Source organism: Lysobacter korlensis, from assembly GCF_042434515.1.
The window spans coordinates 67965-82270 of sequence record NZ_JBHLTG010000001.1 but is presented as its reverse complement, the minus strand read 5'-3'; the positions used below and the strand labels follow the sequence as shown (position 1 = coordinate 82270).

The following is a 14306-nucleotide window of genomic DNA, read 5'->3' as shown; positions in this document are numbered from 1 at the left end:
GCCGCTTGGCCTGCCTCGGCGGTTTCCGGCTAGAATGCTCGGCCCGTATCGTGTGTCACCGATCCGGGCACCACGCGCCTGTAGCTCAGCCGGATAGAGTAGTGGCTTCCGAAGCCATTGGTCGGGGGTTCGAATCCCTCCAGGCGCGCCATCTTCCCAAGCGACTCACCGATGCCGCGTCCGGCCGTCCGGGCCGACGCACCGTCCATGCACCGCGCCTGCGATCCCGCACAGCACCACCCCCGGGTGACTCCAGGCCGAGCCGGACGTATTCCGCTTGACCGACCGCTGCGTGCCTCCCAGCATCCAACGCCCCACCGCGTTGGCGGACCCGGGTGTCAGGCAACCATGGAGAGATTGCCGTGCACAAAACGATTGCGACCGCCTTGCTGCTGATGGCGCTTCCGTTTGTGGCGTTCGCCACCGACAACGCCGAGCTCCGCGCGCTCAAGCAGGCGGACCAGACCGATCGCAGCGACCCGATGCTCAGCGACAAGTGGCCCGACGTGCTGCAGCGCGACGCGCAGCGCCGCAAGCGGGTGCTGGAAATCCTGCAGGCCGGCGGGTTGACCACGGCGTGGGACTACTACAACGCAGCGCTGGTCATGCAGCACGGAAGGTCGTCCGACGACATCCGGCTCGCGCATTCCCTCTCCACGATCGCAGCCACGCTGGACCCCAAGCACCCGAGTGCCAAATGGCTGATGGCCGCATCGTGGGACAGGCTCATGCTGCGCTTCAAGCAACCGCAGTGGTACGGCACGCAGTCGATACAGGACGACTCGGGCAAGTTCGTGCTCTACACGGTCCACCCCGATGCGGTCACCGACGCCGATCGCGTGGCGCTCGGCGTACCCACACTCGCGCAGGCCCAGGCCGAAGCCGATCGCGCGAACACCGATAAGTAGTCCGCTGAATCTCACTCAGGCAGGCGCCGCTTGCGGCGCGGCTTAACCTAGGCCGCAACCCACCAAGGAAGGACCGTATGCGCTACAGGAAATCGCTCGCCGTAACCGCCGCAGTCGTCGCTGCGCTCGCTGCAGGACACGCTGCGGCGGCTGTGCCCATCCAAGTGCAATCGGCGCACGCGAGGTCTGCGATTGACGACGTCGTCGAGCAGCGGATGAAAGACAGCGGCATCGTCGGCCTTGGCGCCGCGATCATCGTCGACAAGAAAATCGTCTGGGTGAAGGGCTATGGGTTCGCCGACAAGGAGAACGCGATCGCGTTTACTCCCGACACGGTCATGAACACCGGCTCGATCAGCAAGACCTTCACCGGCGCGGCCCTGATGCGCGCGGTCCAGGAGGGCAAGCTGTCGCTGGACGAGGACATCAATACCTACCTGCCGTTCAAGGTCGTCAATCCACATGCGCCCGACCAGCCCATCACGCTGAGGCATCTGGCCACGCATACCTCGGGGATCACGGATCGCCCAGAGGTCTACGACCGCACCTACCACTACGGTGGCGATACTCCCGAGGCGCTTGATGGGTTTCTGCGAAGCTACTTCGAGCGCAACGGCAAGCACTACTCGACCGACAACTTTCTGAAAACCAGACCTGGCGAATACCACGAGTACTCGAACATCGCAGCAGGACTGGCCGGCTACATCGTCGAGCTCGCCGTCGGGGAAAAGCTCAACACCTATGGCCGGCGCCACATCTTCGACCCCCTGCAGATGGGCAACTCGGGCTGGTCCCTGTCCGAGATCCCGCCTGCAAAGCACGCGCGACTGTATGTGGCCGAAGGGCCCGGCATTCCGATCCAGCTCTACGAGGTAACGACGTATCCGGACGGCGGAGTCCGCACCTCGGTGTCCGACCTCGCCAGATTCTTCACCGCCTTGTTGAATGACGGCCAATACGAGGGCGCACGCATTCTCGACAAGCGCTCAACGGACGAGATGCTCAGGTTCCAGTTCACGAGCGCAAACAAGCCGGGCAACGTCAACCTGCAGGGGGAAGATTCGGTCAACTCCGGAATCTTCTGGGCCACGAAGTACGACACCACCAGGATCGGGCACAACGGCTCCGACCCGGGCATCAGAACAGTGATGCTGGCCGATCCAGACAAGCGTGTCGGCGTAGTGCTGTTTACGAACACTTCGTTGGACGACCGGGGCACCGAACGTTATTTCGAGATCTTCGAGGCCTTGTGGACGCAGGCGGAGAAGCTGAAGAGTGAGGGGAAGCTTGCTGCCCGCCGCTGAGGCGGGGTGCCTACTGGCCGGGCACTCGTCCAGGCCGACGCCGGCTCGCGGCGCGGTTTAACCCAGGTGTGAGACCGAACTACAAGGAAACGTATGAGCTCGCGTCTGACCAGCCTCGCCATTGCCCTGTTGTGCTTCGCAAGCACGTCCGCCACCGGACGTGAAAACCAGGTGTTGCCGGCAGATTTCCCGGATCGCGCTGACCTCGAAACCTTCCCGATTGCGCTTTCGCTTTCCGCCGTCAACCGGCGCATCACCAAAAGCGGGTGCGGGACGGCGAATGACGACATGTCAGCTCTTGGGCTGAGCAGCGGCTTGCTGACCCGGCCATCCGGCGGGGACGGCCTTTACGTCGACAAGGGCAGGCTCGCCGATGGCGCCAGGTGGTACGCAATGCGCAACACCAGCGAGCCGGACATTCTGTATTGCGGCATTGTGGTGTCCAAAGCAGACCAGGGAACGCAGGTGTCCTTTGTCGGCGTGCCTCAACGAAACTTTCAGAGCGCAGTCGCGGCGGTCGAAGCCGGCAACTTCTTCTGCAAGTGCAAGCAGCTCAGCCGGTAGCTGCGTGCGGTCATCCCACAAGCGCCAGAGGCAGTGAAGTCTGACGACGCAGCTTGTTTGCATGTGCTGCGGCGGCCGCTTGTTCGTCGCTTCCACCAACCGTGTGCGAACGACTTCCCGAGTGGCACTGATCGTGTCATCACCGCAGGGGGCCGCCTGGCGCATGCCGACCAGCAGTCGCCACCCGCGGTCAGCGTGCGCAACAGCAAAGCACGTCCTTCGGGGCGCGCCCGCCCGTCGTTTCTTGCAGTCCTGATCAAGCGCCGAAAAGGTTACTGATGCGTTCTTCCGTACTCGCCGTAGTTCTCATCCTTGCCACCTGTGCGGGCTCGGCAGTCGCTGCCCAGCTGGATGTCGAGGCAATCACCCTCGTCGATCGAAGCCGAGCGCGCCATGTGTCGGTGCGGCTTCACTTTCCGGTCGAGGCCAGCCCCTGTCTGGCGCAAAGGTCCTGCCCGGTGGCATTCATCAGCCCGGGCTATGGCATACCCCATACACGCTATTCGTTCATCGCAGACACGTTGGCTGCGCAGGGATACCTGGCCGTTGCGATCCAGCACGACCTGCCGTCCGACCCGCCGTTGAACAGCAAAGGGGATCTGGTGACCATTCGCACCCCGGCGTGGCAGCGGGGCGCCGAAAACCTTCGGTTCGCCAAGGCGGAGTTGTCGCGACTCTACCCCGACCACGACTGGTCGGCGCTGACGCTGATCGGGCACTCGAACGGAGGCGACATCTCGTCACTGCTGCTGCGCGATACCCCGGGGTTCGCGACCGGGCTGATCACGCTGGATCACCGGCGTGTTCCGTTGCCGCGCAGCAGTTCATTGAAAGTGTTGTCGATCCGGGCCAGCGACTTCGAGGCCGATCCAGGTGTCCTACCATCGGAGCCTGAAGTGGCTTCGACAGGGATCTGCATCGTCGAGATTCCCGGATCGCGTCATAACGACATGACCGATGACGGGCCGCAGCCGCTGAAGGCGCAGATCAACACGCTCATCTCGCGTTTTATTAGAACGGGCGGCTGCGGCATGTAACAGCTTGGTCGATGCCGATCTCGTTCGCGGTTCGACTTCACCTGATCACCTGGTTGCAGAGGAAAGCACTTGGAACGCACGCCCAACAAGTTTCTCGTCACCGGCGCCGTGCTCAGCGCGTTGGCCGCGCTGCTGCACCTGGGTTGCATCGTGTTCGGCGCGCCGTGGTACCGATGGCTCGGTGCGGGTGAGCGGATGGCGCAGATGGACCTCGCGGGCCACTGGTATCCCACCGCCGCGACGCTGGTGATCGCCGGCATGCTGCTGGTGTGGTCGGCGTACGCGCTGTCGGGCGCAGGCGTTATTCGCAAGCTGCCATTGACCCGCGTGGCGCTGTGCGCGATCACCGCCGTGTACCTGCTGCGCGGCGTCGCGTTCATGCCGCTGATGGCGTACTTCCCGGGTAACAGCGCCGCGTTCTGGTTCTGGAGCTCGGCCATCTGCCTCGGCTTCGGCGTCGTGCATCTGGTCGGGCTGCGACGGGCCTGGGCGCGCCTGTAGAAATGCGTACGGCCGTTGCGGCAGGGCAAACTCACGCTGCGGTCCCGGCCGCTTCGAAGCGGCGTACACCAGGCACAAGGCGCCTATGGATCATCCGCTGACGCCGGACGGCAGGTACATCGTGGTTCGCGGCCGGCTGTGGCGCGTGGCGAACCCGCACCTGCCGCCGGACCAGCGCGAAGCGCTTGTCCATGCACTGATGGGCGCGCGACGCGAGGTCAAGGCGGCGCTCTCGAGCGATGACCCTGAGCGCCTCGCACAGGCGCGCCGAGCCGTCGATGCGGCAAAGACCGCGCTCGGCGAACGTGGGTCGGTCTGGTGGCAGGATGGCGCAAAAGACTGGAACCGCTACCTCGTCAAGAACACGCCCTACCGCGACTGGTACGACCAGCTCGGTGGCCTGCGCGGCTGAGCGTTCTGCAGTGCCGCTCAGGGGATACCGGCCGCGCCCGTCGATCACCGGTGCGGGTCAAAAGGCTTCGCGGGACCGATCGAGAACGGGAAGGTCCGGACCTTCCGATCCGGTCGGCGGCCGCATCCACCTGATACCGCGGTGACACAGCAGCCGCACGCACTGGATGTCGTAATCCCATCATTCGCATCGGAGCGGCAGCGGGCGTAGTCCCGCTACGGCGGGGCGCGCGGCAGGCGCGCCGCCCGCGCTCACTCGTCCAGCAACGCCCGGATCGCCGCCAGCCCCGCGCTTGCGCGTTCCTGCTTGCGCACCGCATCGGCTTCCGGGTCCGCACCGTCGCGTTGGACTTCCGCAGCAGGCAGCTCATCGAAAAACCGGCTCGGCTTCAGTCGCAACGTATCGCCCCATTTCTGGGCGATCTTCGAGTACGACAGCCACAGCTGTTCCTTCGCGCGCGTGATGCCGACGTACATCAGGCGGCGCTCCTCATCCAGGCGCCCTTCGTCGATGCTGGCCTCATGCGGCAGCGTGCCGTCTTCCATGCCGACGATGAACACGTAGCGGAACTCGAGCCCTTTCGATGCGTGCAGGCTCATCAGCCGCACCTGGTTGCCGGCATCGCCCTTGTCGGCGTGCGACAGCAGTGCGAGCGAGGCGGCGAGCTCACCAGGCCCCGCGTTGCGCGCGCCGTCGAACCATTCGGCGAGTTCTTCGAGGTTCTGCTTGCGGCGCTCGAACATCGCCTGGTCCTTGCACTGCTCGCGGATCGAGCGCAGCAGGCCGCTGCGCTCGGCGAGTTCGCGCACGAGCTCGGCCGGGCTGAGCGTGCGCGACTTCGTGCGCAGGTCGCGCACGATGCCCATGAAGCCATCGAGTGCATTCGCCGCGCGCGGCGTGAGCTGCTTGAGCGCGCCGACCGATTCGGCTGCGCGCGACATCGGCATGTTCGCGCCATGCGCGAGTTCAGCCAGCTTGCTCAGCGTGGTCGCACCGACCTCGCGCTTGGGCGACTGCACCGCGCGCAAAAATGCCGCGTCATCGTCCGGGTTTGCGATCAAGCGCAGCCAGCTCAACGCATCCTTGACCTCGCCGCGTTCGAGAAACGCGGTGCCACCGGTCAGGTGATACGGCACGCGCAGCAGCTGCAGCGCTTTTTCGAGCGCGCGCGACTGGAAGTTGCCGCGGAACAGGATGCAGAAATCGCTCCACGGCGCGCGCTTGGCGGTGGCGACGAAGTGGATCTCGCTGGCGACCTTCTCGGCTTCGTGCGCGGCGTCGCGGCATTCCCAGATGCGGATGCGCTCGCCGTCGGCCTGATCCGACCACAGCGTCTTCGGGTGCTCGTGCGGGTTGTTCGCGATCAACGCGTTCGCCGCGCGCAGCACGCGGTTGGAGCAGCGGTAGTTCTGTTCGAGCTTGACGATGCGCAGCGTCGGGTAGTCCTTGCCCAGCTGCAGCAGGTTGTCCGGGTTCGCGCCGCGCCAGGCGTAGATCGACTGGTCGTCATCGCCCACGCAGGTGAAAAGCCCCTTCGGGCCCGCAATCGCTTTCAGCAGGCGGTACTGCGCGTCGTTCGTGTCCTGGCATTCGTCGACGAGCAGGTAGCCGATGCGTTCGCGCCAGGCCAGGCGCAATTCCTCATGCGCTTCGAGCAATTGCACCGGCAGCCGGATCAGGTCGTCGAAGTCGACCGCATTGAACGTGGTCAGTCGGCGCTGGTAGAGGTCGTAGACCGTCGCGGCCTCGATCTCGCGCGGGCTGCGTGCCTCTTTCATCGCTTCTTCGGGCGAAAGCCCTGCGTTCTTCGCGCGCGAGATCAGCCCGCGGATCGCATCGATCACGTCGGGCTTGCTGCCCGCAGGCATGAGATCCTTGATTTGCGCGTTCGAATCGTCGCTGTCGAATACTGAAAACCCGCGCCGCAGGCCGGCTTTCTCATGGTCGATCTGCAGAAAGCGCAGGCCGAGCGCATGGAACGTGCAGACCGTCAGGCCTTCGGCCGCATCGCCCTTGATGCGCTTGGCGACGCGCTCGCGCATTTCCTTCGCGGACTTGTTCGTGAACGTGATCGCGGCGATGCGCTTGGCCGGCATGATCCGTTCGGAGATCAGGTGCGCGATCTTCTCGACGATCACGCGCGTCTTGCCGCTGCCGGCGCCGGCGAGCACGAGCAGGGGGCCGTCGGTGTGCAGGACGGCTTCGCGTTGCGGGGGGTTAAGGCCGTGCATGGGAATCGCGGAACCGGGGGGCGCGCAGTTTAGCGGCGGGGGTTCGCGCCGATCCGTGACATCGCACGCGCCGGTGGCGTTGCGCCGCGCGCGCCTGGCTGCGACGCGGACACCAGCACCGGCCGGCACCGGGGCGAACGCAGCCGGCGTGCCGCAGCGCCAGATGACTGGGCCGCCGCGCCGGGCCGGGCCGGCCGGGCGCACCGGCCGTAAAATGGCGCTCATGGCCAAGCTCTACTTCTACTTCTCGGCAATGAATGCGGGGAAGACGACCACGCTGCTGCAGTCGGCGCACAACTACCGCGAGCGCGGGATGCGCGCACTGATCCTGACGCCGAACCTCGACAACCGCGCGGGCGTCGGTGTGGTTGCGTCGCGGATCGGCCTGCGCTCGGATGCGATCGCGTTCGGGCGCGATCGCGACCTGCAGCAACTCGTGCACGAGGACGTCGCCGCGCACGGCGCGCTTAACTGCGTGCTGGTCGACGAGGCGCAGTTCCTGTCGCGCGAACAGGTCTGGCAGCTCAGCGAAGTCGTCGATGCGATGCACGTCCCGGTGCTGTGTTACGGGCTGCGCACGGACTTTCGCGGCGAGCTTTTCGAAGGCAGCCAGCACCTGCTGGCCTGGGCCGACGAGATCAGCGAGATCAAGACGATCTGCCACAGCGGCAAGAAGGCGACGATGAACGTGCGCATCGACGCGCACGGCCGCGCGGTGCAGGCCGGCCCGCAGGTCGAGATCGGGGGCAACGAGCGCTACGTGTCGGTCTCGCGCGCGGAGTTCAAGAAGGTCATGCGCGGCGAAGGGGCGATCGCGCCGCTCCAGCCGCCGCTGCCGCTCTAGGCCGCCAACACGGAGCCGTCGGGAAGCCGAACTCCGGATCCGGATGGAACGGCCAGGGGCACAAGCCCGGCGCTCAGCGGGCCGCGACCGTTCCGCCGGGGTTGGCGTCGACCGGGCTGCACTGCCTGCGGATCGCTTCGACCTCGCGCGTGATCGTGCCGCCCGTGGGTTCGTATCGGCGCACGTCCGCCAGCAGCAGGTCGAGCAGCAGCGCAGCGCGCGCCGCATCGTCGCCGCCGCGTCTGCAGAGCGCCTCGGCGGCCGACGCGCGTGCGCGCAGCGCCGCCGGCTGCAGTGCCGGCTCACCGGCGCCAGGGTCGAGCCTGGCCAGCGCGCTGGCGTCTTCGGCGGTGATGTCGCGCCGTGCCAGCACCAGCTCTGCCTGATTCGCGCCCGCCGGCGGCGGCTCGAGCGCGAGGTCCGCGCGTTCGACCGGGCGCTGCAGGCGCGTGCGTGCGCTGCCGGGGCCGGGGCCGGGGCCGGCAATGCTCGCATCGATTTCGGCCAGCAGCCGTTCGGCATCGGCGGTCAGGCCGTGCGCTGCTCCGTGCCGCGCACGCCGCAGCGCGACGGCCTGCCGCACCAGCGGCAGCGCCGCGCCGGCACGGCCGGTTTCGTGCAGCAACTCGCCGAGTTCCAGCTGCACTTCAGCGACCTGGTCGGGGTCGCCGCCGCGCCGGCTGATGACCAGCGCCGCGCGCAGCTGGGTTTCCGCAGTCTCGGTGTCGCCGCGCTGCCAGTGCGCCTGCGCGAGCATGCGGTGGCTGTCGCGCAGTTCGGCATGGCCTTCGCCGTGGCGTTCGACCAGACCCTGGTGGACCGCATCGAACTCGCGCGCGGCCTTCGTATGGCGCCCCTGCATCAGCAGCACCTCGCCGAGCTCACGCCGCACCGTCAGCGTGCCCGGGTGCTGCGGCCCATTGGTTTCGATCGCGATACGGACCGCGTCGCGCAGGTTGCGCTCGGCGGCGGGCAGCCGGCCATGCTCGCGATGCAGCGCGGCCAGTCGGCGCCCGATCGGGATCAGCAGCGGATGGCTCTCGCCGGCCTCGCGCAGCAACTGCGCGCGCGCCGCGAGGTAGGCCCGCACCGCACCGTCGCTGTCGCCGGCTTCGGCACTGAGGCTGGCGAGGTCGAGGCGGCTTTCGATCTCGCCGGTCGTCGAGCCCGCCTCATTGCGTCGCAGCGCAAGCGCGCGATCGAACAGCACGCGCGCGATCTGGCGCTCGCCGACCGCCTGCCGGCAGCGACCGAGCTGGGAGTAGAACTCGGCCGCCTGCGGGGGCAGCTGCGCCTGCTCGCGGCGCGTGGTCGCCAGTTCCGGCTGCATCAGGTCGATGCAGGCCTGCGGCTCGCCGAGCCGGCGCAGCATCTCGCCGCGCAGCGCCAGCGATTCGAGCTGCAGGCTGACCGGGATGTCGTCGGTGATGTCGATGATCGCCGCCTGGCGATCGAGCAGCGCATGGGCCTGTCGGTAATCGCCGAGCCCGCCGCGCAGCCGCGCCGAGCAGCTCGGCGCGCGCGCGCGGCTGGCGCGCGAGTTCGCGGTCGCCGCGCTCGACGGCCGCGTCGAGCAGGCTGCGCAGGTCCAGCGTGCCGCCTTCAGGCATGCCGCCAGCGTGTTCGAACAGCCCGACCATGAAGTCCTGCATCGCCTGCGCGCGACTGGCTTCGGTGACCGCTTCGCGCGCCTGCCAGGCGACGATGCCCAGCGCGAGGCCCAGCACGGTCGCGGTCATCGTGCCGGCGGCGAGTGCCCAGCGGTGACGCACGAGATATTTGCGCGCCCGGTAGCCCAGGCTCTGCGGCCGCGCATGCACGGGGCGCCCGGCTTCGAAGCGCTGCAGGTCGAGCGCGAGCGCCTCGACCGACGGGTAGCGGTGCTCGGGCCGTTTGGACAGCGTCTTGAGCACGATGTTGTCGAGATCGCCCGACAGAAACCGCGACAGCCGGCGCGCCACATGCGGCTCGGCGGTTTCGCTCTCGCCGCGGCGCAGCACGGTCTGCGACGGCCGCAACGGATCGACCTGCAGGATCGCCTCTTCCCACTCGGCGTCGGTGTTGCGCTTGAGCCGGTAGGGCTTGGTGTCGGTCAGCAGTTCGTACAGCACGACGCCGAGCGAATACACGTCGGTCATCGTGGTGACCGGTTCGCCGCGGATCTGCTCGGGCGCGGCGTAGTGCAGCGTGAACGCGCGCATGCCGGTGCGCGTCTGCTCGATCAGCGGCACTTCGCTGTCGAGCAGCTTGGCGATGCCGAAATCGAGCAGGCGCACTTCGCCCGCTGGCGTCACGAGGATGTTCGACGGCTTGAGGTCGCGGTGAACGATCAGGTTCGCGTGCGCGTGGCTGACCGCGTCGCAGATCTGCTGGAACATCCGTAGCCGCGCCTCGACCGGCGTCGCGTGGCGCTTGCAGTAGTCGGTGATCGGCTCGCCTTCGACATATTCGAGCGCGAGGTAGGGCACGTTCTCGCTGATGCCCGCATCGAGCAGCCGCGCAATGTGCGGATGCGCGAGCCGCGCAAGGATTTCGCGCTCACGAGTAAAGCGAAGTCGCAGGTTCGGATCGGCCAGGCCCGGCCGCAAAAGCTTGAGTGCGACGCGACGCTGGTAGAGCCCGTCGGCACGGCCGGCGAGCCAGACCTGGCCCATGCCGCCTTCGCCGAGCAGCCGCTCGAGCCGATACGGCCCGACCACGCTGCCGGGGCCTAGGCCCGCGATGATCTGCGGCACGATCGGCTGCTCGAGAAAATCGCTCTGCGATTCCTCGAGCGCGATCAGGGCTTCGAGTTCATCGGCCAGCGCGGGATCCTGCGCACGCATCTGGCGCAGCTGCGCCGCGCGCTCGGCGTCGTCGAGTTCGAACAGCGAATCGAGCAGCGGTGACAGTCGCTGCCAGCGTTCGGCATCCATGTCGTCAGCCTGCCGAAAATCCGGAGCACGCAATGATGCGCGCTGCGGGGCGGGTTGCGGCGCGACCGGGACGTAACAGGTGCGGATTCATCGGGCGGGCTCCGACAAACGGCGCGGGCATCAGCCTGCCGGTTCGTCGCGCAGCGACGCGAGCAGGAACATGCGCGCCTTCTGCCAGTCGCGGCGGATGCTGCGCTCCGAACGCTTGAGCAGCGCGGCGATCTCGAGTTCGGACAGGCCAGCGAAATAACGCAGTTCGACGACCTGTGCGAGCCGCTGGTCGACCTGAGCCAGCCGCGTCAGCGCGGTGTCCAGGCCCAGCGTTTCCTCGTCCAGCCGCAGGCCGCCTTCGACGTCCTCGGGCAGGTCGGTGACGCGGTGCAGATCGCCGCCGCGCTTTTGCGCCATGCGCTGGCGCGCGTAATCGACCACGACCGAACGCATCGCCGACGCCGCATACGCGAAGAAATGCGCACGGTCGTCGAACTTCGCCTCGCGGCGGCCGATCAGCTTGAGGTAGGCCTCGTGCACCAGCGCGGTCGCATCCAGGGTCTGCCCGTGCTGACCGGCAAGCTGCCGGCGCGCCATCGAGTGCAGCTCCTGGTACAGCGTCGCGAGCACGCGATCGAGCGAGTTGCGGTCACCGCCACGGGCGGCGTCCAGCAGCATCGTGATATCAGCGCTGGCAGTCATCGAATTTCCATACGACTTCGTGGCGCGGACTATAGCGTGCAAGTTTTTCCGTGCCGTATGCATGAGCTTCACGCGCAAGGCCGGATTCAGCCTCGCTCAGCGTTGGCAGCGCGCGCACCAGACCGTGGCGCGCTGGCCGAGCACCGCGTGCCGCAACCCGTGGCCGCAGCGCAGGCACGCCTGGCCGTCGCGGCCGTACACCGACAGCTCCTGCTCGAAGTAGCCCGGCGCGCCGTCGGGGCTGATGAAATCGCGCAGCGTCGTGCCGCCGCGCGTGATCGCATACGCGAGGATGCGTTTGACCGCATCGGCGAGCGCGACGTAGCGCTCGCGCGAAACGCGGCCGGCCGCTCGCGCTGGCGCGATGCCGGCTTCGAACAGCGCCTCGGCCGCATAGATGTTGCCGACGCCGACCACGACCGACTGATCCATCAGGAACGTCTTGACCGGCGCGCGGCGACCACGGCTGAGCGAGAACAGGTAATCGCCATCGAATACGTCCGACAACGGCTCCGGCCCAAGGCCCGCGAGCAGCGGGTGCAGCGTGCCCGGCGCCTGCCAGAGCACGCAGCCGAAGCGGCGTGGATCATTGAAACGCAGCACCGCGCCCGCTTCGCCATGACGCGGCTCGAGCGCGAGGTCGACGTGGTCGTGCGCACGCACCGGCGTCGCCGCGGGCAGCACGCGCAGGCTGCCTGACATCCCTAAATGCATCAGCGCGCTGCCGGCGGCGGTATCGAGCAGCAGGTATTTCGCGCGGCGGCGCACCGCGTCGATCCGCTGGCCCGGCAGCACGGTCGAGATTTCGGGTGCGATCGGCCAGCGCAGGTCGGGCCGGCGCAAGGTCGCGCCGAGCACGCGCCGCCCGAGCAGGTGCGGCGCCAGGCCGGCGCGGGTGGTTTCGACTTCGGGCAGCTCGGGCATCGCGCGATGTTAGAGCCTGCGCGCCGTATGTTCCTGCAATGCAGGAAGGCCCCGTCGAATGCCGTGCGGCGCGGAATCGCGCGGCGCTGCGGTCGTGCATCGCATGCTTGTGCCTGATCTGGCCGCACGGCCGGTTCGGCTTGCAACGGCCTTAACGCCCCCCACCCAATAAATACCGCGCGCGAGCTTGTCGACACGCGCAATGCCGTTCCGATGGCATCATCAAAACCAGACCCAGGACCGGCGTATATGCCGCCAGCGGTCGATCCTTGTTTTCCGGAGTCAGAAATGCCCGCTTCTTTGCTCGACTTCCTTGCCGGCGGCCTCCTCCAGGCCGGCTGGGGCACGCTGTTGCTCTACCTGCTGGTCGCCACCCAGTTGACGATTTTCTCGGTCACTCTCTACCTGCACCGCAGCCAGGCGCACCGCTCGGTGGATTTCCATCCGGTGCTCGCGCATTTCTTCCGGTTCTGGACGTGGCTGACCACGTCGATGATCACCAAGGAGTGGGCGGCGATCCATCGCAAGCACCACGCCAAGTGCGAGACCGAGGAAGACCCGCACAGCCCGCAGGTCAAGGGCATCAAGACCGTGTTCTGGCGTGGCGCCGAGCTCTACCGCGGAGCGCGCGACCAGCGCGAGGACATCGAGAAGTACGGCAAGGGCTGCCCGGACGACTGGATAGAGCGCAAGCTCTACACCCCGCACGCGACGATGGGCCCGGTGGTGCTGCTGTTCGTGAGCTTTGCGCTGTTCGGTTTTGCCGGCATCGCGATCTGGGCGATTCAGATGGCGTGGATTCCGTTCTGGGCGGCCGGCGTCATCAACGGCCTCGGCCACTGGTGGGGCTACCGCAACTTCGAAACCACCGACAAGGCGACCAACATTAGCCCGTGGGGGTTCTGGATCGGCGGCGAGGAGCTGCACAACAACCACCATGCGTTCCCGTCGTCGGCGAAGTTCGCACTGCGCAAGTTCGAATTCGACATCGGCTGGTTCGCGATCAAGACGCTGGAGAAGGTCGGGCTTGCGAAGGTATTGCGCGTCGCGCCATCGCTCGATGTGCGCCCGAACATCGCGATGCCCGACAGCGAGACGCTGAAGGCGCTGCTCGCGATCCGCTTCCAGGCGATGACCGACTACTACCGCACGGTGACGCTGCCGGCGCTGCGCGCGCGTCACGAGAAGCTGCCGCGTTCGCTGCGCAATGCGCTGGCTGACGGCGGTCGCTGGCTCGACGACGACAAGCGCGCCCGGCTGCAGGCCTGGCTCGACGAGCGTCCGCAGATGGCCACGCTGGCCGAATACCGCGCCCGCCTTGCGCAGGTGCTCGACGAGCGCTCGAACGATGCACAGGTCACGCTCGCGAAGCTGCACGCATGGTGTGCGGAAGCCGAAGCCAGTGGCATCCGCTCGCTGCAGTTGTTCTCGCAGCGTCTGAAGGGCTACTCGCTGGCGCCGGCACACGCATGAGCCGGCTGCGGTCGGTCATCCGACAAGGGCCCGCGCAGCATCGCGCGGGCCTTTTTTTCGCGCTGCCGCTCGTGCTTGCAGTCGCATCCGTGTGCGGCGCGACGACGCCATCGGCTCAGGTGCGGGCCACGAGCGATTACCTGATGCGCATGGATGCCGACCACGACGGCCGCGTATCGCTGCCGGAGTACCAGGCCTGGCTCAGCTACGGGTTCGAGCGCATGGACCGCAACGGCGATGGCGTGCTCAGCACGTCCGAGTTGCCGGGCGGCCGCGGCAGGCCGGTCAGGCTTGACGCGCACCGCGCGGCCTTGGCTGAGGCGTTCGCACGGCAGGACCGCAACCGCGACGGATCACTCGACGCGCGCGAACTCGCCGCGCCGCCGCGCTGATCTACAGCGCGTCAGATCGCGGCCCCGCCGCCCGGGAACCGCCGGATACGCCCGCCTAAACGGCAACGAGCCGGCAATGATTGCCGGCTCATCGTAGAGGCTCGAAGC

The 14306-nt window shown here is 67.4% G+C and carries 14 protein-coding genes and 1 tRNA gene; 10 read left to right on the top strand and 5 right to left on the bottom strand.

The genetic code is table 11. The annotated features are described in order from the left end of the window. The first annotated feature begins 74 nt into the window (after positions 1 to 74). From ACFFGH_RS00370 to ACFFGH_RS00340, 7 genes are all read left to right on the top strand, one after another. Positions 75 to 151 (top strand) — tRNA-Arg (locus ACFFGH_RS00370). 211 nt (positions 152 to 362) lie between these two features. After that, a complete protein-coding gene (locus ACFFGH_RS00365) occupies positions 363 to 908 on the top strand; it encodes a longin-like domain-containing protein (protein WP_386663888.1) in 546 nt (181 codons plus the stop codon). A gap of 77 nt (positions 909 to 985) precedes the next feature. Beyond that, a complete protein-coding gene (locus tag ACFFGH_RS00360) occupies positions 986 to 2212 on the top strand; it encodes a serine hydrolase domain-containing protein (protein WP_386663887.1) in 1227 nt (408 codons plus the stop codon). A 93-nt stretch (positions 2213 to 2305) separates the two neighbouring features. Next, entirely contained in the window at positions 2306 to 2776 is a 471-nt protein-coding gene (locus ACFFGH_RS00355; protein WP_386663886.1) for a hypothetical protein, read from the top strand. A gap of 278 nt (positions 2777 to 3054) precedes the next feature. Beyond that, positions 3055 to 3813: an alpha/beta hydrolase gene (locus ACFFGH_RS00350; RefSeq protein WP_386663885.1), complete on the top strand. Its 759-nt coding sequence runs from the start codon at positions 3055 to 3057 to the stop codon at positions 3811 to 3813. Between the two features lie 69 nt (positions 3814 to 3882). Then, positions 3883 to 4314 (top strand): hypothetical protein, encoded by a 432-nt coding sequence (locus tag ACFFGH_RS00345; protein ID WP_386663884.1) that lies wholly within the window; start codon positions 3883 to 3885, stop codon positions 4312 to 4314. A gap of 85 nt (positions 4315 to 4399) precedes the next feature. Continuing rightward, positions 4400 to 4726, top strand: a complete 327-nt coding sequence (locus tag ACFFGH_RS00340) for a hypothetical protein (protein WP_386663882.1) — start codon at positions 4400 to 4402, stop codon at positions 4724 to 4726. Between the two features lie 251 nt (positions 4727 to 4977). Here the strand turns inward: ACFFGH_RS00340 and ACFFGH_RS00335 are convergent, their stop codons facing one another. Then, positions 4978 to 6957, bottom strand: coding sequence for a UvrD-helicase domain-containing protein (locus ACFFGH_RS00335; protein ID WP_386667257.1), 1980 nt, complete (start codon positions 6955 to 6957; stop codon positions 4978 to 4980). 223 nt (positions 6958 to 7180) lie between these two features. Between ACFFGH_RS00335 and ACFFGH_RS00330 the strand changes: the two genes are divergently transcribed. Then, positions 7181 to 7801, top strand: coding sequence for a thymidine kinase (locus ACFFGH_RS00330; RefSeq protein WP_386663880.1), 621 nt, complete (start codon positions 7181 to 7183; stop codon positions 7799 to 7801). A 73-nt stretch (positions 7802 to 7874) separates the two neighbouring features. Here ACFFGH_RS00330 and ACFFGH_RS00325 read toward each other — a convergent pair whose 3' ends face one another. From ACFFGH_RS00325 to mutM, 4 genes are all read right to left on the bottom strand, one after another. Further along, the gene (locus tag ACFFGH_RS00325; RefSeq protein WP_386667255.1) at positions 7875 to 8891 is read right to left on the bottom strand and encodes a tetratricopeptide repeat protein; all 1017 of its coding nucleotides are present in this window, start codon (positions 8889 to 8891) and stop codon (positions 7875 to 7877) included. Between the two features lie 82 nt (positions 8892 to 8973). Continuing rightward, positions 8974 to 10716 carry a serine/threonine-protein kinase gene (locus ACFFGH_RS00320; RefSeq protein ID WP_386663879.1) on the bottom strand — a complete coding sequence of 581 codons (1743 nt, stop codon included), beginning with the start codon at positions 10714 to 10716 and terminating at the stop codon, positions 8974 to 8976. Positions 10717 to 10836: 120 nt separating this feature from the next. After that, complete coding sequence (locus tag ACFFGH_RS00315; RefSeq protein ID WP_386667254.1) at positions 10837 to 11481, bottom strand: ECF-type sigma factor; 645 nt, start codon at positions 11479 to 11481, stop codon at positions 10837 to 10839. 24 nt (positions 11482 to 11505) lie between these two features. Then, on the bottom strand, positions 11506 to 12333 hold the full coding sequence (mutM, locus tag ACFFGH_RS00310; protein WP_386663877.1) for a bifunctional DNA-formamidopyrimidine glycosylase/DNA-(apurinic or apyrimidinic site) lyase: 828 nt from the start codon (positions 12331 to 12333) through the stop codon (positions 11506 to 11508). 288 nt (positions 12334 to 12621) lie between these two features. On the opposite strand from mutM, the gene ACFFGH_RS00305 reads away from it, so the two are divergent. Together ACFFGH_RS00305 and ACFFGH_RS00300 are read left to right on the top strand one after the other, a co-directional pair. Then, on the top strand, positions 12622 to 13806 hold the full coding sequence (locus ACFFGH_RS00305; protein WP_386663875.1) for a DesA family fatty acid desaturase: 1185 nt from the start codon (positions 12622 to 12624) through the stop codon (positions 13804 to 13806). Next, positions 13803 to 14198: an EF-hand domain-containing protein gene (locus tag ACFFGH_RS00300; protein WP_386663873.1), complete on the top strand. Its 396-nt coding sequence runs from the start codon at positions 13803 to 13805 to the stop codon at positions 14196 to 14198. Before ACFFGH_RS00305 ends, ACFFGH_RS00300 begins: the two co-directional genes overlap by 4 nt. Positions 14199 to 14306: the final 108 nt, after the last annotated feature.